Origin of the sequence: Achromobacter arsenitoxydans SY8 (genome assembly GCF_000236785.1) — a bacterium.
GTDB classification, from domain to species: Bacteria; Pseudomonadota; Gammaproteobacteria; order Burkholderiales; family Burkholderiaceae_B; genus Achromobacter; species Achromobacter arsenitoxydans.
This window is the reverse complement of the sequence record NZ_AGUF01000036.1, coordinates 1-20,056: the sequence shown is the minus strand read 5'-3', so window position 1 is coordinate 20,056 and position 20,056 is coordinate 1. Positions and strand designations below refer to the sequence as shown.

At 67.4% G+C, this 20,056-nt stretch carries 19 protein-coding genes; 5 read left to right on the top strand and 14 right to left on the bottom strand.

All coding sequences use genetic code 11. The features are described from left to right. Positions 1–88: 88 nt before the first annotated feature. The 11 genes from KYC_RS08580 to KYC_RS08530 all read right to left on the bottom strand — a co-directional run bounded on the left by KYC_RS08580 (position 89) and on the right by KYC_RS08530 (position 12,133). Entirely contained in the window at positions 89–1,219 is a 1,131-nt protein-coding gene (locus KYC_RS08580; RefSeq protein WP_008161024.1) for a M20 family metallopeptidase, read from the bottom strand. A 36-nt stretch (positions 1,220–1,255) separates the two neighbouring features. Next, positions 1,256–2,161, bottom strand: coding sequence for a prolyl oligopeptidase family serine peptidase (locus KYC_RS08575; protein ID WP_008161021.1), 906 nt, complete (start codon positions 2,159–2,161; stop codon positions 1,256–1,258). Then, a complete protein-coding gene (locus KYC_RS08570; protein WP_008161018.1) occupies positions 2,161–3,171 on the bottom strand; it encodes an ABC transporter ATP-binding protein in 1,011 nt (336 codons plus the stop codon). The genes KYC_RS08575 and KYC_RS08570 overlap by 1 nt, the downstream gene beginning before the upstream one ends. Before the next feature lie 3 nt (positions 3,172–3,174). Further along, positions 3,175–4,152 (bottom strand): ABC transporter ATP-binding protein, encoded by a 978-nt coding sequence (locus KYC_RS08565; RefSeq protein WP_008161017.1) that lies wholly within the window; start codon positions 4,150–4,152, stop codon positions 3,175–3,177. Next, the gene (locus KYC_RS08560; RefSeq protein WP_008161015.1) at positions 4,149–5,069 is read right to left on the bottom strand and encodes an ABC transporter permease; all 921 of its coding nucleotides are present in this window, start codon (positions 5,067–5,069) and stop codon (positions 4,149–4,151) included. The genes KYC_RS08565 and KYC_RS08560 overlap by 4 nt, the downstream gene beginning before the upstream one ends. A gap of 6 nt (positions 5,070–5,075) precedes the next feature. Next, entirely contained in the window at positions 5,076–6,053 is a 978-nt protein-coding gene (locus KYC_RS08555) for an ABC transporter permease (protein ID WP_008161013.1), read from the bottom strand. Positions 6,054–6,113: 60 nt separating this feature from the next. Beyond that, the gene (locus KYC_RS08550; RefSeq protein ID WP_008161011.1) at positions 6,114–7,745 is read right to left on the bottom strand and encodes an ABC transporter substrate-binding protein; all 1,632 of its coding nucleotides are present in this window, start codon (positions 7,743–7,745) and stop codon (positions 6,114–6,116) included. 64 nt (positions 7,746–7,809) lie between these two features. After that, positions 7,810–8,793 (bottom strand): M14 family metallopeptidase, encoded by a 984-nt coding sequence (locus tag KYC_RS08545; protein ID WP_008161010.1) that lies wholly within the window; start codon positions 8,791–8,793, stop codon positions 7,810–7,812. Positions 8,794–8,926: 133 nt separating this feature from the next. Continuing rightward, a complete protein-coding gene (locus KYC_RS08540) occupies positions 8,927–10,540 on the bottom strand; it encodes an ABC transporter substrate-binding protein (RefSeq protein ID WP_008161008.1) in 1,614 nt (537 codons plus the stop codon). A 378-nt stretch (positions 10,541–10,918) separates the two neighbouring features. Continuing rightward, complete coding sequence (locus KYC_RS08535; protein ID WP_008161006.1) at positions 10,919–11,152, bottom strand: hypothetical protein; 234 nt, start codon at positions 11,150–11,152, stop codon at positions 10,919–10,921. A 120-nt stretch (positions 11,153–11,272) separates the two neighbouring features. Continuing rightward, entirely contained in the window at positions 11,273–12,133 is an 861-nt protein-coding gene (locus KYC_RS08530; RefSeq protein ID WP_008161004.1) for an NAD(P)H-hydrate dehydratase, read from the bottom strand. Between the two features lie 118 nt (positions 12,134–12,251). Between KYC_RS08530 and KYC_RS08525 the strand changes: the two genes are divergently transcribed. After that, entirely contained in the window at positions 12,252–13,085 is an 834-nt protein-coding gene (locus KYC_RS08525) for an enoyl-CoA hydratase/isomerase family protein (protein ID WP_008161002.1), read from the top strand. 9 nt (positions 13,086–13,094) lie between these two features. On the opposite strand, the gene KYC_RS08520 is transcribed toward KYC_RS08525, so the two are convergent. Both KYC_RS08520 and KYC_RS08515 read right to left on the bottom strand, forming a co-directional pair. Further along, positions 13,095–13,832: an enoyl-CoA hydratase-related protein gene (locus tag KYC_RS08520; protein WP_008161000.1), complete on the bottom strand. Its 738-nt coding sequence runs from the start codon at positions 13,830–13,832 to the stop codon at positions 13,095–13,097. After that, positions 13,829–14,800 carry an NAD(P)H-dependent flavin oxidoreductase gene (locus KYC_RS08515; RefSeq protein ID WP_008160999.1) on the bottom strand — a complete coding sequence of 324 codons (972 nt, stop codon included), beginning with the start codon at positions 14,798–14,800 and terminating at the stop codon, positions 13,829–13,831. Before KYC_RS08515 ends, KYC_RS08520 begins: the two co-directional genes overlap by 4 nt. A gap of 157 nt (positions 14,801–14,957) precedes the next feature. Here KYC_RS08515 and KYC_RS08510 point away from each other — a divergent pair, with 157 nt between their 5' ends. From KYC_RS08510 to KYC_RS08495, 4 genes are all read left to right on the top strand, one after another. Further along, positions 14,958–15,581 carry a TetR/AcrR family transcriptional regulator gene (locus KYC_RS08510; protein ID WP_008160997.1) on the top strand — a complete coding sequence of 208 codons (624 nt, stop codon included), beginning with the start codon at positions 14,958–14,960 and terminating at the stop codon, positions 15,579–15,581. Positions 15,582–15,633: 52 nt separating this feature from the next. After that, a complete protein-coding gene (locus tag KYC_RS08505; RefSeq protein ID WP_008160996.1) occupies positions 15,634–16,782 on the top strand; it encodes an acyl-CoA dehydrogenase family protein in 1,149 nt (382 codons plus the stop codon). Between the two features lie 174 nt (positions 16,783–16,956). Continuing rightward, entirely contained in the window at positions 16,957–18,186 is a 1,230-nt protein-coding gene (locus KYC_RS08500) for a CaiB/BaiF CoA transferase family protein (protein ID WP_008160990.1), read from the top strand. Between the two features lie 31 nt (positions 18,187–18,217). Beyond that, the gene (locus tag KYC_RS08495) at positions 18,218–19,741 is read left to right on the top strand and encodes a 3-hydroxyacyl-CoA dehydrogenase (RefSeq protein ID WP_008160988.1); all 1,524 of its coding nucleotides are present in this window, start codon (positions 18,218–18,220) and stop codon (positions 19,739–19,741) included. 72 nt (positions 19,742–19,813) lie between these two features. Here the strand turns inward: KYC_RS08495 and KYC_RS08490 are convergent. Further along, on the bottom strand, positions 19,814–20,056 hold a 243-nt coding region (locus KYC_RS08490; RefSeq protein WP_008160987.1), incomplete at its 5' end, for a c-type cytochrome.

The following is a 20,056-nucleotide window of genomic DNA, read 5'->3' as shown; positions in this document are numbered from 1 at the left end:
GCTCCGGACCGCAACTCGTACGCCCGCCACCCCCGGCCCACGCCGCGCCGGGCGTCTAAAGAACCAAGAACCCCGCAGAAAAAGATACCTACGCCAATTCCCGAAGCAGCAATTCCCAGAACTTCAACCGCTGCTCCAGCGTAGACACAAGAATGTACTCATTCAACGTATGCGCCCCATCCCCATCGGCGCCCAGCCCGTCCAGCGTGGGAATCCCCATCGCGGACGTGAAGTTCGCATCGCTGCCGCCGCCCGTCATCGGCGCATCTTCGAGCAGGAAGCCCGCCCGGTCCGCGTAGCCCTGCACCAGCGCCAGCAAGGCCGAGGCGGCTTCGGTCTTCACCATTGGCGGACGATTCAGTTCGACGTCGATGTCGAGTTCCACATCGGGACCCACCGCGCACAGCTCGCGCATCCGGCGCAGCACGTCTTCGGCGGCGCCCATGTCGGGCACGCGGAAGTCCACCACGCAGCGGCACAGGGCCGGCACGGTGTTGGTCACGGTGCCGCCGGCGATGGTGCCGACGCTCACGGTGATGCCGCGGTCATAGTCGGTCATGGCTTCCAGCGCCAGCACTTGGTGCGCCATTTCGCGAATCGCGCTGCGGCCCTTTTCGTGTTGCATGCCGGCGTGCGCCGGGCGGCCCTTGACGTTCAGGTTCAGCATCCCCGTGCCCTTGCGCGCGGTCACGCACTTGCCGCCATTGGGGCGGGCCGGTTCGCAGACCAGCGCGTACTTGGCGTTGGCCGCGAAGCGTTCGATGTGCGCGCGCGACGCGTGGCTGCCGGTCTCCTCATCCGGGACGACCAGGAAGTCCACGGGCAGCTGCGTCGCACCGGGACGCGCCACGCCGGCCAGGGCCGTCAGCGCCAGGTAAATGCCCGCCTTCATGTCGTAGCTGCCGGGACCGTAGAGGCGGTCGCCTTCGATGCGCACGGGGTTTTCCAGCAGCGTGCCGACCGGATGCACGGTGTCCATGTGCGCCAGGATCAGGATGCCCGGGCGCGTGTCGCCGGGGGCGCGGTTGGTGGCGTACAGCAGCGGGCCGGTGGTCGGACCGAGCGACGACAGCTCCACGGTCAAACCTGCGGCGGCCGCGTAGTCGGCGATGATGCGCGCCATCGCGGCGATGCCCTCGGGGAAGTTCGAGGGCGATTCGCATTGCAGCCAGCCTTGGATGCCGGCGACGATCTGTTCAGTGCTCTGGGTGTTGGACATGGCGGTATCTGGGATCAGCAACGAAGAAAGTAGGGATCAGGCGACCTGCTGGCCGGCCAGGCGGGCCAGCTCGGCGTCGTCGGGCATCTTGCCATCGAACCACAGGCTCGCGCACACGGCGGACATCGCGCGGCCATCGTGGCCGATGCCGGGCACCACCTGCAGCTTCCAGCCGAACGGCACGCCGCGGCGCTCGGCTTCCTTGCGGCCGAACTCGAAGTAATTCTGGGCGCGGGCAAAGCGGTGCGGGCCCTGGCGCATCGCCGCGGGTTCGGACGGCAGGTTGGGGTCGTCGGTGGCGATGTCCTTGTCGCCTGCAAGAATGGTCATCGGGTAGGCCAGCAGCTTGACCAGATGGTCCTCGGTCAGGCCCACGCCGTCCATGCCCTCGGGGAAAGGATGGTCGAAGGTCGGCAGCGTGTACCAGCCGGGATTGCCGGCCGCCACGGCCTTGAACGGCGCATGCGATTGGCTGCTCATCAGGCGGTGGACGAACTGGCCGCCCGCGCTGTGGCCGAACAGGTAGACGTTCTGGCCGTCGGTGATTTCGCCGGCGATCAGGTCCTTGATGACGTTGCCCACCAGCGCATAGGTCCAGCCGTCGATGTGGCGCGGGTTGCCGCCGGCCGAGAACACGCGGCCGTTGTTGTAGCTTTCCACGCCGGGCCAGATCTCGTTCGAGAAGGTCAGCGCCACGATCAGCAGCTTGTGCTTGTCGGCGGCCTCGACCCAGAAGTCGCGGTACTCGTCGCCGTTGCGCAGCACGCCGTGCTGCACGATGACCACGGGGCGGTCCGGCGTGTAGCCATAGGGGCGGTAGGTCTGCAGCTTGAACGGGCGGTCCGAATTGCGGTCCTCGTCCACATACAGGATGGCGTTGCGGCCCGCATGGCCCAGTTCGATGGCGATGCGGTCGACGTTGGACATCTCGGAGGGTTTCATCAGGCGCTCACTTCATTCAGGTGGCAGGCCGACCAGTGGCCGGCCGAGATTTCTTTCAGGGCCGGCGCCTGCTCGCGGCAGCGCGGCATGGCGTGGGGGCAGCGGGGGTTGAAGGTGCATCCGGGCGGCGGGTTCAGCGGCGACGGAATCTCGCCCTTGATGGGCGTGAATTTGCGGCCGCGGCGGGCCACGTCCGGCACTTCGGCCATCAAAGCCTGAGTGTACGGGTGATTGGCCCGCGCGAAGATCTCGGCCGACGTGGAGATTTCCACGATCTTGCCCAGGTACATGATCGCGACGCGGTCGGAGATGTGCTTGACCACGCCCAGGTCATGGCTGATGAACAGGTACGTAAAGCCGTGCTGCTCGCGCAGGTCCATGAACAGGTTGATCACCTGCGCCTGGATCGACACGTCCAGGGCGGCCACAGGTTCATCGCAGACCAGGAATTTCGGCGCCACCATCAGCGCGCGGGCGATGCCGATGCGCTGGCGCTGGCCACCCGAGACCTGGTGCGGGAAACGGTCGCGGTACTCGGGGTCCAGGCCCACTTCCTTCAGAGCCTGGTCGATGCGGGCGGGAATCTCGGCCGGCGGCGACAGCTTGTGGACCTTCAGCGACTCGCCCAGGATCTGGCGCAGGCGCTGGCGGGGATTCAGCGAGGCCTGCGGGTCCTGGAAGATCATCTGCACGCCCAGCGTGTAAGCCAGCTTCTCGGCGCCGCGCAGGCGGTTGGCGTCCTGGCCCTGGTACAGCAGTTCGCCTTCGGTCTGACGATGCAGGCCGGCCACGACGCGGCCCAGCGTGGACTTGCCGCAACCGGACTCGCCCACCAGGCCCACCACCTCGCCGCGCTTGATCGACAGGTCTACGCCGTTGACCGCATACACGGTGCGGCGGTCAATGGGGCGGCCGGTCAGGGCGAGGATGCGTTGGGCCAGGTCGGGCCGCTGCTCGAAACGCTTGTGGACGTTCTTGAGCTCGATGACGGGGGTATCGGCTTGGCTCATTGCTTACTGTGCCTCGCGGGCTATCGGCACGTAACAGCGGTAGCTGCGCGGACCTTCGGTGGTGACGGAGGGGGCTTGCTCGGTGCAGCGCGTAACCGCGTGGGAGCAGCGCGGACGGAACGCACAGCCGGACGGGCGGCCGGCCAGGCTGGGCGCCATGCCATTGATCTGGTGCAGGCGCGCGCCCGGCTGCGTGGCGCCGGGCATGGAGTCCAGCAGACCTTTGGTGTAGGGGTGGCGCGGCGCGTCCAGCACCTGTTCGACCGGGCCGCTTTCGACGATGCGGCCGGCATACATGACGGCCACGCGGTCGGCCAGTTCTGCCACCACGCCCAGGTCGTGGGTGATCCAGATCAGCGCGGTGTTGTGCTCGCGGCAGATCTGCTGCATGCGATAGAGGATCTGACCCTGGATGGTGACGTCCAGCGCGGTGGTGGGTTCGTCGCAGATGATCAGATCGGGCTTGTTCAGCATCGCGATGGCGATCGCGACGCGCTGGCGCATGCCGCCCGAAAACTCGTGCGGGTAGCTTTTCAGGCGCTTTTCCGGCGACGGGATGCCGACCATGGCCAGCGCCTCGCGGCAGCGCTCCTCGGCCTCGGCGCGCGGCACGTCCTCGTGCGTGAGGATCGCTTCCATCATCTGCTCGCCGATGCGCAGCACCGGGTTCAGCGTCATCAGGGGGTCCTGGAAGATCATGGCGATGCGGTTGCCGCGCAGCTGGCGCATCTGCTCTTCGGACAGCTTGCGCAGGTCCTTGCCCTTGAACTTCACTTCGCCGTCCACGACTTCGCCGGGCGGGTCGATCAGGCCCAGCAGCGAGAAGCCCGTGACGGACTTGCCGGAGCCCGATTCGCCGACCAGGCCGACGATCTCGCCGCGGCGCACGGTCAGGTCGACGCCGTCGACAGCCAGCCAGGCGCCGGCCTCGGTATGGAATGCAGTGCGCAGGCCGCGCACATCAAGAAGAATGTCGCTCATGCTCGTCGCGGGTCCAGGCTTTCACGCAGGCGGTCGCCCACGATATTGATGGAAAGAATCAGCACCAGGAGCGCAATGCCCGGGAACAGGCTGATCCAATAGTCGCCCGACAGCAGGTACTGGAAGCCGTTGGAGATCAGCAGGCCCAGCGACGGTTCGGTGATGGGCACGCCCACGCCCAGGAACGACAGCGTCGCTTCCAGGGCGATCGCCGTGGCGATCTGGATGGTGGCGAACACCATCACGGGGCCCAGGCAGTTGGGCAAGAGGTGATAGAGCATGATGCGCCAGGCCGGAAAGCCCAGGTTGGCGGCGGCTTCCACATATTCCTTGCGGCGCTCCTGCAGGGCGCGGCTGCGCATGATGCGCGCGTAATGCCCCCACTGCACCAGCACCAGCGCCAGGATCACCTTGTCGACCCCGCGCCCCAGCACCACCAGCAGCACCAGCGCCACCAGGATGGTCGGGAAGCCCAGGATGAAGTCGACGATGCGCATCAGCACGGTGTCGACCACGCCGCCCACATAGGCGGCAACCAGGCCGATCGCGCCGCCGATGGCGGTCGCCAGCACGACGGCGGACAGGCCCACCATCAGGCTGATGCGCAGGCCATACAGGATGGCGCTGAGCATGTCGCGGCCCTGGTCGTCGGTGCCGAGCCAGGCGATGCTGCCGTCCATCAACGCCTGGCGCGGCGCGAGGCGCCCGTCCATGAGCGACAGGTTGGCCAGGTCATACGGGTTCTGCGGGGCGAAAAACGGCGCGAAGACCACCAGGATCACCAGGATGGCCAGCGCGATGACGGAGCCGCGCACCGTGGGGCGCGCATGCAGTTTCTTCAGGATGGCGGCGCGCCGCGGCGTCTCGGCCAGGGGCTGGACGGTGCGGGTGCGGCCGGGATTGGGAGAGTTAGCCATGGCGGTTTATTGAGCGGGGGCCACGAGCTGCACGCGCGGGTCGAGCGAGGCGTACAGGATGTCCACAACCAGGTTGATGATGACGAAGATCAGGGTGACCAGCATCACGTAGGCGACCACGACGGGGCGGTCGAGCTGGTAGACGCTGTCGATGAGCAGCTTGCCCATGCCCGGCCACGCGAACACCGTCTCGGTGATGGTGGAGTAGGCGATCAGGGTGCCGAACTCCATGCCGATCACCGTCACCACGGGGATCAGAATGTTGCGCAGGATGTGGCGGCGCACGATGCGGCCCGGCTTGACGCCCTTGGCGCGCGCGAACTTCACGTAGTCCTGGCTGCGGGCCTCCACCACGCCGGAAGCCGTCATGCGCAGCACCAGGGCGATGTTGGCCAGCGCCAGGTTGATGGCCGGCATGATCAGATGGGACCAGCCGTCGGCGGTCAGGATGGACAAGCGCACGCCCAGCACATCGACCGTGTCGCCGCGCCCGGTCGCGGGCAGCCAGCCCAGCCACACGGCGAACAGCAGGATCAGCATCATGCCCTGCCAGAAGTTCGGCAGCGAGAAGCCCAGCACGGACGACGCCATGATGCCGCGGCCCAGGTATTCATCGCGGTACAGGCCCGCGATCAGGCCCAGCGGGATGCCGATCACACAGGTCAGAAGAATGGCCACCACGACCAGCTCGAAGGTGGCGGGTATGCGCTGCACGATCAGTTCGATCGCCGGGATGCCGTGCACGAAGGACGTGCCCAGGTCGCCGTGCAGCGCGCGCCACAGGAACCCCGTGTATTGCTGCCACACGGGCAGGTCCAGGCCCAGGCGGGCGATCATTGCCTCGCGGGCGGCCTGGCTGGCTTCGGGGCTGACCAGCAGTTCGATCGGGTCGCCCACGGCGTACACCGCGAAGAAGACCACGACCGATACGGCCAGCAGCACGAACAGACTCTGTATCAGTCTGCGTAGGATGAACAAGGCCACTTGATGATTTCCTTGGTGGGCTCAGGGTTGGGGGCGCCGCGTACGGACTTGGCGGGCGGGTTACTTGGCGGGCCTGGCCGACATGGCCAGGGTGTACTGGTCGGCCCGGCCTTCGTAGGTCAGGCCCTGCTTGAACGCCCAGATGCTGCTTTCGAAATGCAGGGGAATGCTGGGCAGGTCGGCCAGGGCCAGGGTCAGCGACTGCTGCAACAGCTTCTCGCGTTCGGCCGGGTCCACGGTCACCAGGGCGCGCTTGAACACGCCGTCGAACTCGGGGTTGTCATAGCCCCCGTAGTTGCTGGTGCCCAGGCCCTGTTCCTTGTCGAACTTCGTGACCCAGTACTGCAGGAAGGACGATGCCTCGCCGGTTTCCGACGACCAGCCGCCCATTGCGAAGCTGAACTCGCGCTTGGCGCGCTTGGGGAAGTACACCGAGCGTGTCATCGCGTCGACGGTGGTCTTGATGCCGACGCGCGACAGGTATTGCGCGACCGCCTGCGAGATCTGGGCGTCGTTGATGTAGCGGTCGTTGGTGGACGAGATCGCCAGCTCGAAGCCGTTGGGGTAGCCAGCCTCGGCCAGCAGCTTTTTGGCGCCTTCGGGGTCGTACTTGAGTTCGGGCGGGTGCGGCAGGGTGCCGAACATGCCGTCGGGCAGGAACTGGTTGGCGGGCGTGGCCGCGCCGTCCATGATGCGCGCGGCGATCGTCTTGCGGTCGATGGCCATGGAAATGGCGCGGCGCACCCGCAGGTCCTGCAGGGGGTTCTTGCCGTCGGCCGCCTTGACCGTGGGGCTGGGGCTACGCGCCACGTCGAACTGGAAGTACACCACGCGCACGGACGGCGTGATCACGTAGCCGTAGCCCGGCGTTTCCGAGATGCGCTTCACGTCGCGCGCGGCGGGGTTTTCGATCAGGTCGAAGTCGCCGGCCAGCAGGCCCGTCAGGCGCGGGCCGGCGGCGGGAACGGGAATCAGCTTCACGTTCGGCCAGGCCGGCTTGTCGCCCCAGTAGGCTTCGTTGCGCGCCAGTTCTATGCCGGTGCCCTTGACGTAGGACTTCAGGGTATAGGGGCCGGTGCCGATCACGTCGCGGCCGCCGTTGAAATCCGCCACGGTGGGCCAGGGGCCCGTCACGCCGCACTTGTTCTGCAGGTCGAACGAGATGGGGCCGTGCTGGACGATCCCGTTCCACAGCATGGCGGTCCGGGTCAGGTCGTTGGGCAGCAGCGGGTAGGGCTTGCGCGTCTTGATCACCAGCGTGTGGTCGCCGCGCGCCTGCACGTCGGCGAATTTCTGCACGATGGCGGGATAGGAGCCGCCGATGGACTGTTCGTTGTTCATCACGCGGCAGAACGTGAAGATCACGTCCTGCGCGGTGAACGGCTGGCCGTTGGAGAACTTGACGCCTTCGCGCAGCTTGAATTCCCAGGTGGTGTCGTCCAGCGGCTTCCAGGCCGTGGCAAGCCGGGGGATCAGGTTCATCTTGGCGTCCTGTCCCACCAGCGTTTCGAACATGTGCGAAGTCATCGCGTCGTTCGGCGTGGCCTGGTGATAGTGCGGGTCCATCGACGTGGGCTCGGACGACAGGCCGATCTTCAGCGTGCCGGGCTGGGCCTGCGCCAGGACGGCGGGGGCGACGGCGGCCAGCGTACAGGCCAGCAGCGCGCTGCGAGTGAAAACGTTTGCTGACATTGTTATTCCCTTGTTGTTATGGGTGTTGCCGCCGGCGCCTTCTTGCGGGCGCCGTGCGTGTGGCTCAGACGATGGGCTGCGCCAGGCGCACGACCGTCACGCCGGGCCGCAGGTTGGCGGTGGACGGCATGATCAGCACGCAGTTGTCATAGGGCGTGGTTACGGGCTCGCCTTCAGACCAGCCGATCACCGTGCCGGCCTTGGCCAGCGTTTCCAGTCCCTTCCAGGGCTCGGCGAAACGGAAGTCGGCGCTCTTGGCGGCGATGGCATGCGTCACGCGCAAGGCGCGCTGCAGGGGGGCGCCAGGGGCGAACCAGTCGGCCGGGATGTCGCTGCGGTCGACCGTGCCAGCCTGGACCAGGAATCGCGCCATCTGGTCGACCGCCACGCCGCGCGCCTCGGGCGCGCCATGGAATCCGCATTCGATCAGCAGGGAACGGGTGCCGTTGTCGCCGGCTTCGCCGAAGCGGCCGTAGTCGCGCATGCGCACGCCGGCGGCATGGCCGGCGTCCGCGATGATGGTGGCCGGGTTGCCCAGGGCCAGCGCCAGGTCGATGTTGCGCTGTTCCAGGCCGGTCAGCTGCAGCGGCACGTCGGAATTGCTCATCGAGTGGAAATCCAGCAGCCAGTCCGCCTGTTCCACCCAGGGGCGGATCTGGGCGGCGCGGCGGCGTTCCTGGGAGGTCGGGGCGGAAAGCTTGTCGTCGCTCCAGACGCGGTTCATGTCTTCGTCGACGAAGCGCGCCGGGGCGTAGTTGCGGGCGTCGAAGCGGTCGAAGGCCGCCAGGTTGCAAAACGCCAGCGTCAGCGTGCCGCGGCGCGGGCGCAACCCGGCGCCCAGGGCTTCCTTCAGCGCCCAGGCGCCGCAGAGTTCGTTGCCGTGGATCAGCGCGCTCAGCATGACCCGCTTGCCGGGCGCGCCGGAATCGAAGTGCCACACGCCGGGCGTATCGGTATTGCCCAGGCGCTCCGCCGACAGATCCGGACAGGCAAGCAGAAACGGGCGGGGGCTGGTGGTGGGCGCTGACGAAGGCAAAGACGTGGGCATGGCGATTCCGATGAAGCGAGAGGATTGTATAAGGGTTGAGGCCGGCGGGCTGAGCGCGGCGGCGGCCGTGGGCGCCGCCAGAAGGCAAAACGGCTGCACGAGGCAGCCGTTTTGTTCAATCAGCCCAGCCTGCTCACTTCGCGTCGGGTTTGACCGAGGTGGCCAGCGTGTACTGGTCGCGGCGGCCTTCGTACGAGATGCCCTTGCGGAAGGCCCAGATGCTGCTTTCGAAGTGCAGCGGGATCAGCGGCACGTTGTCCAGAGCGATCTGGGTGGATTCCTGCAGCAGCTTCTCGCGCTTGGACGGGTCCACCGTGACGATGGCCTGCTTGTAGACCTTGTCGAAGTCGGCGTTGGAGAAACCGCCGTAGTTGCTGGTGCCCAGGCTGGCGGGCGAGTCCAGCGATGCCACCCACAGTTGGAACAGCGCCGAGGCTTCACCCGTTTCCGCCGGCCAGCCGCCGATCGAGAAGCTGAACTCGCGCTTGGCGCGCTTGGGGAAGTAGATGGAGGCCGTCATGGCGTCCACGTTGGTCTTGATGCCGACGCGGGCCAGGTACTGGGCCACGGCCTGGGCGATCTGGCCGTCGTTGACGTAGCGGTCGTTGGTGGACGACAGCGTCAGTTCAAAGCCGTTCGGGTAGCCGGCTTCGGCCAGCAGCTTCTTGGCGCCTTCCGGGTCGAACTTGATTTCCGGGGCCTTGGGCAGGGCGCCGAACATGCCGTCGGGCATGTACTGGAAGGCGGGGGTGGCCATGCCGTCCATGATGCGGGCGTTGATCGTCTTGCGGTCGATGGCCATGGAGATGGCGCGGCGCACGCGCAGATCCTGCAGCGGGTTCTTGCCGTCGGCGCTCTTGACGAACGGGCTCGGGTTGCGGCCCACGTCCGGCTGGAAGAACACCAGGCGGGTGGACGGCGTGGCCACGAAGCCGAACTTGGGGTTGTCCTTCAGGCGGGGCAGGTCGCGGGCGGCGGGGTTTTCGATCATGTCGAAGTCGCCGGACAGCAGGCCGGTCAGGCGCGGGCCGGCCGAAGGCACCGGCACGAACTTCACTTCCTTCCAGTACGGCTTTTCGCCCCAGTAGTTTTCATTGCGGACCAGTTCAATGCCGGTGCCCTTGACGTAGGACTTCAGCATGTACGGGCCGGTGCCGATGGCGTCCTTGCCGTTGTTGAAGTCCGCCACGGTGGGCCAGGCGCCGGTCACGCCGCAACCCTTTTTGGGTTCGTACGTGAGCTTGCCGTGCTCGACGATGCCATTCCAGACGATCGGCAGCGAGCGGGCCAGTTCGGCCGGCATCAGCGGGAAGGGGTCTGCGGTCTTGATGATCACGGTGTGCGCATCCGGCGTCTGGACGTCGGTGATGCGCTTGGTCATGTCCATGTAGGACTGCGACACGTTGGTTTCGTTGTTCAGCGTGCGGCAGATCGTGAACAGCACGTCTTCGGACGTGAAGGGCTTGCCGTTGGAGAACTTGACGTCGTCGCGCAGCTTGAATTCCCAGGTCAGGTCGTCCAGGGTCTTCCACGACGTGGCCAGTTGCGGCACCAGCTTCATGTCGGCGCTGCGGCCCACCAGAGAGCTGTAGACGTGCGCGGAAAACGCGTCGTTCTGCGTCATCTTGTGATAGTGGGGATCCGCCGAAGTGGGTTCGGCCGACAGGCCGATCTTCAGGGTCTGGGCTTGGGCGGCTGCCAGGGGGATGGCGGCGGCCACAAGGGCCAGGGTGGTGCGCAACTTCATGGTGACAACTCCGGATGGGGTACGAACCGGATCATGCTTGCGGGCGGCCACGCGCGCCAGGGGACGACGGCGTCGGCCAGGGGGCTTGCGGGTGGTCGTCGCCAGGCACGACGGCAAGGGGCCGATTATCGGTAGGGGGTTCGCGCGCTGTCAATGCGCAACGGCGAATGAGGCGCTAGGGAAAACGCCGAGAGGGGGAGGGAAAGAGGGCGTCGCGCGGCCCCTCCTGGGGCCTGCGCGGCGCGATGGCGCCGGTGAGGGAGCGGGCGCCGGAACGTTGCAGGGGCGCCTGGGGATGGGCCAGGCGGGCGCTGCAACGGCAGCGCGCCAGGCTGATTCGCGGGAGATCTGTCGCGTTTCAGCCCGGCGCGGCTGTCTTTACCACTGCGATCCGGAGAAGCGCGAGCTGGCGGCGCGAGCCTTGTTCATCGACTCGTTCACTTCGTCGATGAAGGCAAACACGGCGGCAACGGCTGCTGCGACGGATTGGCCGGCCTTCTTCAGGCTGGTCAGCGGGTGGGAATTCGGTTGGTTCTCGAGAGCGCCGCGGAGCAGGTCACGCTCCAGCGCGTCGGTCAGGCGGGCAGTGTTGTTCAGGGTCAGTTCGCTCATGGTTTGCTCCAGTCCGTTTCGTCTTGGGGTAAACCATTATAGGGATAACCCTAGAGCAAAAGCAACGGCCTTTTTAGGGAAAACCCTAGTATGTTGTAAAAATGTTTACGCGGCGGGGACTTAGCCTTCATTGCGCAGTCTCCGGGCGGCGTCGGCGAGTTCTCCGGCCGTCAGTCCGATGGGGCCGATGCCCTGGGCGACCAGCGCGTCGGCGGCGGCGCCATGCAGCCAGACTGCCCCGTGGATGGCCTGGTCCAGCGGCAGCTTCTGGGCGATCAGCGACCCCAGCATGCCCGCCAATACGTCCCCGGTTCCGGCGGTGGCCAGGCCGGGATTGCCGCTGGTGTTGACCCGCAGGTCGCCGTCGGGAGCGCACACCACGGTGCCGGCGCCCTTGAGCACGACCCAGGCCTGGAATTGCTGCGCCAGTTGGCGGGCGGCGGCCAGGCGGTCGCGCTGGACTTCGTCCGTGCCGATGTCCAGCAGACGGCCGGCCTCGGCGGGGTGCGGGGTCAGCACCACCGGACCGCTGCCCCAATTGGGCCGGATTTCCCTCCGGGCCAGCAGGTTCAGCCCGTCGGCGTCCAGCACCAGGGGGGCGTCATGCCGCAGCACGAATAGTTCGGACAGCGCATTCGCGGCCAGCGCGCCGGTGCCGATCCCGCAACCGGCGATCCAGGCGGTGACGCCCCAGTCTTCTTCAAGCAGGGAGCGGAAGTCGCGCAGCATCAGTTCGGGCTGCAGCGGGTCGCAGGGCAGGGGCGGGGCTTCCTGGACGAAACCGACGAGCACCTTGCCGGCGCCCGTCTTCAGGGCGGCGCGGGCGGCAAGCAGGGCGGCGCCCGTCATGCCGGGGCCGCCGCCCACCACGCCCACGGTGCCGAAGCTGCCCTTGTGGGAGTCCCGGGCGCGGGGGGCGAACAGGGCGGGCAGGGCGGCGCGGTCGATGGGGGCGACGGCGGATGGGGCGGGGGTGTTCATTGGCTGAGGCTCCAGGGGGAATCGCCGTGGCGGGGGCGGGCGTATCCACTATAGTGCGCAAAAATGCGCCGGCCTTCGGCCTGTCGACCTATAAGTAAGAAACCCCTCGGAGCAGACAATGACTGACATCACGCTGGAACACTATTCGGCCTATGAATCCCTGAAGCTGCGGCGCCATCCCGGCGGCGTGCTCGAGCTGATCATGGGGGCCAAGGGCGGCCAGCCGGGCAAGCTGTCCACGGCGGACGACCGCATGCACCGGGAGCTGGCCGACATCTGGCGCGACATCGACACCGACCCCGACACGCGGGTGGTGGTGATCCGCGGCGAGGGCAAGGGCTTTTCCGGGGGCGGCGACCTGGACCTGGTGCAGCAGATGGCCGACGACTTCGACGTGCGCACGCGCGTCTGGCGCGAGGCGCGCGACCTGGTCTACAACATCATCAACTGCAGCAAGCCCATCGTCTCCGCCATGCACGGCGCGGCGGTGGGCGCGGGGCTGGTGGCCGGCCTGCTGGCCGACATCTCGATCGCGGCGCGCGACGCCCGGATCATCGACGGTCATACCCGCCTGGGCGTCACGGCGGGCGACCATGCCGCCATCGTCTGGCCGCTGCTGTGCGGCATGGCCAAGGCCAAGTACTACCTGATGCTGTGCGAATCCGTGTCGGGCGAAGAAGCCGAGCGCATCGGCCTGGTGTCGCTGTGCGTGGACGAGGCCGAGCTGATTTCCAAGGCGTTCGAGGTGGCCAACAAGCTCGCGGCAGGATCGCAGACCGCCATCCGCTGGACCAAGTATTCGCTGAACAACTGGCTGCGCATGGCCGGTCCGACCTTCGATACGTCGCTGGCGCTGGAATTCATGGGCTTTGGCGGCCCGGACGTGCGCGAAGGGATCCAGTCCCTGCGCGAACGCCGGGCGCCGAACTTCCGGCCCGACTCGCCGTTCTGAGCTGCGGCGCTACTTCTTGAAGAACTTTGCGAACGCCGCCTGGGCCTCTTCAGTCTGCAGGCGGGCGCGGAACTGCTGGGCTTCGTAGTCCAGCGTTTCCTGGATGGACTGGCGGTCCGCGCGCTTCATCATGGCCTTGGTCAGGCGCAACGCCGCGGGCGGCTGGCGCGCCAGATCCTCGGCGGTGGCCTGGGCCGCGGCCAGCGCCTGGCCCTTGGGGGCGACCGACGTGGCCAGCCCGGCTTCTTGCGCCTCCTGGGCGGAAAACGCTTTGCCCTGCAGCAGCCATTCCGCCGCCCGGCGTCCGGCCAGGCGCGGCATCAGCAGGCTGGATGCGCCTTCGGGGCAAAGGCCCAGCGCGACGAATGGCATGCGCAGGGTGGCGCCTTCGCCGATGTGGACGAAATCGCAGTGCTGCAGCAGCGTCACGCCGATGCCGATGGCGTAGCCTTCGACCGCCGCGATGACCGGCACTTCGGCCGTCGTCAGCGCCCGCAGGAACGTCAGGCCGGCGCTGTCGCCCGCACCGCGTTCGGCCTGGAAGTCGCGCAGGTCGTTGCCCGCGGTGAAATGTTCGCCGGCGCCGGTCAGGATGACGGCGGACACCGCAAGGTCGGCGCTGGCCAGCGAGATTTGCTCGGTCAGCGCGCCATAGGTAGCCGTGTCCAGCGCATTGCGGCGGTCCTGGCGGTCGATGGTCAGCGTCAGGACCGCGCCGTTGCGGGAAACCTTCAGGCCCGCGCTCATGCGTGGGGTCCGGCGGCCAGGCGGGCCTTGGCCTCGGCGTATTCGCGCCGCAGCGTGTCGACGATCTTGCGGGTGGGCTCCACGCTGGCGATGCCGCCCACGCCCTGGCCCGCGCCCCAGATGTCCTTCCAGGGCTTGACGCGCGTGGAGCCGAAATTGGACGCGCCGCTGTCGGGCGCCGGCAGGTTGGCGGGATCCAGCCCGGCGGCGGCGATGCTGGCCTTCAGGTAGTTGCCCGGGATGCCGGTGAAGAAGGGGGTGTACAGGATGTCCGACGCGCTGGCCTCGACGATGGCGGACTTGTAGTCGTCGCTGGCGTTGGCTTCCTGGCTGGCGATGAAGCGGGTGCCCATGTAGGCGAAGTCGGCGCCCATGGCCTGCGCGGCCAGCACATGCGCGCCCGATGTGATGGCGCCGGACAGGATCAGCGGGCCGTCGTAGAAGCGGCGCACTTCGGAGATGAGCGCAAAGGGGCTGAGGGTGCCGGCGTGGCCGCCCGCGCCCGCGCAGACCAGGATCAGCCCGTCTACGCCCGCTTCCAGCGCCTTTTCCGCGTGGCGGATGGTGGTCACGTCGTGGAACACCTTGCCGCCCCAGTCGTGTATGCCCTTGACCAGGTCGCCGGGCGCCCGCAGGCTGGTGATGATCAGCGGCACCCGGTGGCTGGCGCACACCGCCAGGTCCTGCTCCAGGCGGTCGTTGGACTGGTGAATGATCTGGTTGACCGCGAACGGCGCGACCGCCGCGCCCGGATTGGCCTCGCGCCAGGAAGCCAGGCCGGCCTGGATCTCGTCCAGCCAGTCAGTCAGCAGCGATTGCGGACGCGCGTTCAGGGCCGGGAACGACCCCACGATGCCGCTCGTGCACTGGGCGATCACCAGCTTCGGATTGGAGACGATGAACATCGGAGCGCTGATGACCGGCAGGGTCATCTGGCCATACAAATCAGTCACGAGGGAATTGGGCATGTCGTCGTCTCGTTGTAGGTGTTTTGGGGTATATTAATTACCTACCGACCGTCCGGTAATTAATTAATCTTTATTTAACGGCATGCGCGGAATGACTGTCAATGGAGGTTCGCCAGAACCCCGCCGGCGTCCCGCGCGGCCTTACGCAAAGGCTGTCATGGCGACTTCCGCCCCTCCCGCCCAGAAACGCGCCCGCGCCGGCCGTCCGCCCACGCTCGCCGCGCCGCGTGAACGCATTCTGGAAGAAGCCGCCAAGCTCTTCGCCCGCAGCGGCTACGACGGCAGTTCGGTTGCGGACCTGGCCGCGGCCATCGGCGCGTCCAAGGCGGCCATCTACCACTATTACCCCACCAAGCAGGACATCTACGACGCCATCATCCTCGAGGTGCTGAACGGCCTGACACAGGCGGTCGGCCGCGAGGTGGCCGCCGCCGACGGCGGCGCGGCCCGGCTGCGCGCGTTCATGGTGGGGCACGCCCGCTACTTCGAGCAGCACCACGCCGAGTTCGTGACCATGCTGATCGGCTACTCCGGCATGGCGCTGTCCGAACGCGAAGACGCCGCGCGCCTGCGCGACGGCTACGAAAAGCGCCTGCGCGAGGTGATCGCGCAAGGCGTGGCCGACGGCGCGTTCCGCGCGCTGGACGTGGCCGCCACGGGCCGCGCGGTGCTGTCGATGCTGAACTGGATGGTTCGCTGGTACAGGCCGGGCCAGGGCGACAGCGCCGAAGCCATCGCGGCCGGCTATTTCGATCTGCTGGTGGGCGGCATGCGTCCCTGAGCCCGCCGCTCCGCTGAATTCTTTCCCGTATTTGAATAGTGAGATTCCCATCATGGCCCTCGACACCGAAACCCTGAACCTGCTGCTGGACGCTGTGCGCCGCTTTGTGCACGAACGCCTGATTCCCGCCGAGGACGAACTGGCCGCCAGCGGCCAGGTGCCGCCCGATATCGTCAACGAAATGCGCGATCTGGGCCTGTTCGGCCTGTCGATCTCGCCCGACTTCGGCGGCCTGGGATTGACCATGGAAGAAGAGGTCCGCGTCGTGTTCGAACTGGGCCAGACCTCGCCCGCGTTCCGCTCGCTGGCCGGCACCAACATCGGCATCGGCTCGCAGGCCATCGTCCTGGCCGGCACCGACGAGCAGCGCGCCAACTACCTGCCCAAGCTGGCCAGCGGGGAATTGATCGGCTCGTTCGCGCTGACCGAGCCCGACGCCGGCTCCGACGCCATGGCGCTGCGCCTGTCCGCAGTGCGAGACGGCGACAGCTACGTGCTGAATGGCACCAAGCGCTACATCACCAACGCGCCGATCGCCGGCCTGTTTTCGGTCATGGCGCGCACCGCGCCGGAACGCCGGGCCAATTCGATCTCGTGCTTCCTGGTCGAGGCGGGCACGCCCGGCCTGACGATCGGCAAGCCGGACAAGAAGATGGGCCAGGCCGGCGCCCTGACCAGCGACGTCGTGTTCGACAACTGCCGTGTGCCGGCCAGCGCCTTGCTGGGCGGAGAAGAAGGCAATGGCTTCCGCACGTCGATGCGCGTGCTGGACAAGGGCCGCCTGCACATTTCGGCGCTGTGCGTGGGGATTGCCGAACGCCTCCTGAGCGACGCGGTGAAGTACGCCACCGAGCGCAAGCAGTTCGGCCAGCCCATCGCCGAATTCCAGCTGATCCAGGCCATGATCGCCGACAGCCAGGCCGAGCTCTACGCGGCGCGCTGCATGGTGCTGGACGCCGCCCGCATGCGCGACCGGGGCGAAAACACCACCATGCAGGCGGCCTGCTGCAAGCTTTTCTCCACTGAAATGGTGGGCCGCGTCGCGGACCGGGCGGTCCAGATCCATGGGGGCGCGGGCTACATGTCGGAGTATGCGGTGGAGCGCTTCTACCGCGACGTGCGCCTGTTCCGCATCTTCGAAGGAACCTCGCAGATCCAGCAACTGGTGATCGCGCGCGAGACCATCAAGGCGTATTCCTGATTTTTCCAAGGCTGAAACCGGCCGCCGCGCTCGAAAGGCTAATATCCAGTCTGACGAATGTTGATTGGAAGGCGGCCCGCGCGGGCCGCTTTCCGGCATGACGGAATCCCAGTCCGGCCTGCGCATCGGCGCCGGCCGGAAGTTCTCATTTCCCTTCTAGCGAAAAGATTACAGATGTCGCAACGTCCCGCTCCCCTTACCGGCATACGCGTGCTGGACCTGACCCGCGTGCTGGCGGGCCCCTGGTGCACCCAGAACCTGGCCGACCTAGGCGCCGAGGTGATCAAGATCGAACGGCCCGGCGCGGGCGACGACACGCGCGCCTGGGGCCCTCCCTACCTGAAGGACGAAGCGGGCCACGACACGACCGAGGCCGCGTACTACCTGTCGGCCAACCGCAACAAGATGTCGGTGGCGCTGGACATCGCGTCGCCGCGCGGCGCCCAGCTGGTGCGCGAACTGGCGCTGCAAAGCGACATCCTGGTGGAAAACTTCAAGGTTGGCGGGCTTTCCAAGTACGGCCTGGACTACGCCAGCCTGAAGGAACTCAATCCGCGCCTGATCTATTGCTCGATCACGGGCTTCGGCCAGACCGGCCCGTACGCCAGCCGCCCCGGCTACGACTTCATGATCCAGGGCATGGGCGGCCTGATGAGCATCACCGGCGAACGCGACGACCTGCCCGGCGGCGGTCCGCAGAAGGCGGGCGTGGCCGTGGCCGACCTGATGACCGGCATGTACTCCACCGTCGGCATCCTGGCCGCCCTGCACGAACGTGCGCGCAGCGGCCTGGGCCAGCACATCGACATGGCCCTGCTGGATTGCCAGGTCGCCATGCTGGCCAACCAGAACCTGAACTTCATGACCTCCGGCACGGCGCCGCGCCGCGCCGGCAACGCGCACCAGAACCTGGTGCCGTACCAGGTGTTCGCGGCCAGCGACGGCCACCTGATCGTCGCGGTAGGCAACGACAGCCAGTTCCGCAACTACTGCGGCGCGATCGGCCTGCCCGAGCTGTCGGCCGATCCGCGCTTTTCGACCAACCCGCAGCGTGTAAAGAACCGCGAGGAACTCGTGCCGCTGCTGGCCGAACGCATGGCCACCGGCGAACGCGACCACTGGCTGGCCGCGCTGGAAGGCGTGGGCGTGCCGGCGGGCCCGATCAACACGCTGGACCAGGTCTACGAAGACCCGCACGTCCTGGCCCGCGGCATGAAGCGCGAACTGCCGCATCCGGCGGCCGGCGTTGTGCCCATGGCTTCCAGCCCGCTCAAGTTTTCCGGCAGCCCGGTCGAATACCGCCGTGCGCCGCCCATGCTGGGCGAGCACACCGAACAGGTCCTGTCCGAAAAGCTGGGGCTGTCGGCCGAAGAAATCCAGGCGCTGGCGCAGAGCCGGGCCTGAACCCAATTCCAATACAGGCAGGAGATAGTTGATGACGGAGATTCAAACCATCGGCGTCGTGGGCGCCGGGGCCATGGGACGCGGCATTGCGCAGATCGCGGCGCAGGCCGGCCTGCGGGTGCGCCTGTACGACACCAGCGCTGACGCCGTGGCGGCCGCGCGCGAGTCGCTGCGCCAGACCTGGGAAAAGCTGGCTCAAAAGGGCAAGCTGACCACCGCCGACGCGCAAGCCGCGCTGGCCCGCGTGGAGTCGGCCACCGCGCTGACCGACATGTCGAACTGCCAACTGGTGGTCGAAGCCATCGTCGAGCGGCTGGACGTCAAGCGCGACCTGTTCGCGGCGCTGGAAGGCGTGGTCTCGGACGACTGCATCCTGGCCTCCAACACGTCGTCGCTGTCCATCACCGCCATCGCGGCCGCCTGCAAGCGCCCGCAGCGCGTGGCCGGCTACCACTTCTTCAATCCGGTCGCGCTGATGAAGGTCGTTGAGGTCATCGACGGCCTGCGCAGCGCGCCCGAAGTGGGCGACGCGCTGGCCGAGCTGGCCCGCCGCATGGGCCACACGCCCGTGCGCGCCAAGGACATGCCCGGCTTCATCGTCAACCACGCCGGCCGCGGCATGAATACCGAAGGCCTGCGCGTGGCGCAGGAGGCCGTGGCCACCTTCGCGCAGGTGGACGCCGTCATGCGCGAGCAGGCGGGTTTCCGCATGGGCCCGTTTGAACTGCTGGACCTGACCGCGCTGGATGTTTCGCACCCGGTGATGGAATCCATCTACCGCCAGTTCTTCGACGAGCCGCGCTTCCGCCCGTCGCCCATCACCACCGTACGCCTGGCGGGCGGCCTGATCGGCCGCAAGGCCGGCGAAGGCTTCTACGTCTACGCCGACGGCCAGAAGCAGGTGCCGGCCGAACCGCCCGTGCCCGCGTTGCCGGAAGGCCTGAAGGTCTGGGTCAGCCCGAAGCACGCGGAAGGCTATGCGCGCGCCTCGGCGCTGGTCGATAAGCTGGGCGGCACGCTGGTCACGGGCTCGGCGCCCGACGCCGACGCGCTGATCATCGTTACGCCGTTCGGCGAAGACGTGTCCACCACGGTGTCCGCACAAGGCCTGAACGCGGCCCGCACGGTGGGCCTGGATACGCTGTACGCCTTCGACGGCGCCAAGCGCCGCACGCTCATGGTCTCGCCCGCCACTGAAGCCAAATGGCGCGACGCCGCGCATGCGCAGCTGGCTTCCGACGGCGTGCCGGTGACGGTGGCCGACGATTCGCCGGGGTTCATCGCGCAGCGCATTGTGGCGCACATCGTGAACATCGCCTGCGACATCGCGCAACAGCAGATCGCCACGCCCGAAGACATCGACCTGGCCGTGACGCTGGGCCTGGGCTATCCGGTGGGGCCGCTGGCCCTGGGCGACAAGCTGGGCGCCGACCGCATCCTGGAAATCCTGAAGAGCATGCAACGCGTGACCGGCGATTCGCGCTATCGCCCCAGCCTGTGGCTGCAGCGCCGCGTGCAGCTGGGCATGTCCCTGCTGAAGTCGTCCGCGGACTGAACGTCCGCCCGACCCGCGAAAAAAAGCCCCTTGATGCATCAAGGGGCTTTTTTCATGCCGGAGCGCTGCGGCCTACTTGGCCGCGTCCACCATGTATTGCACGGCTGCGCGGATGTCTTCTTCGGAGGCGTTGGCCGCGCCGCCCTTCGGGGGCATCGGCGGCTTGCCTTGCATGGCGACCTGCACCATCGCGTCCATGCCGGTCTTGATGAACGGCTCCCAGGCGGCCTTGTCGCCGAACTTGGGCGCGTTGGCCACGCCGGTGGCGTGACAGGCGAAACAGACCGACTTGTAGAGCTTTTCGCCGGCCGGGTT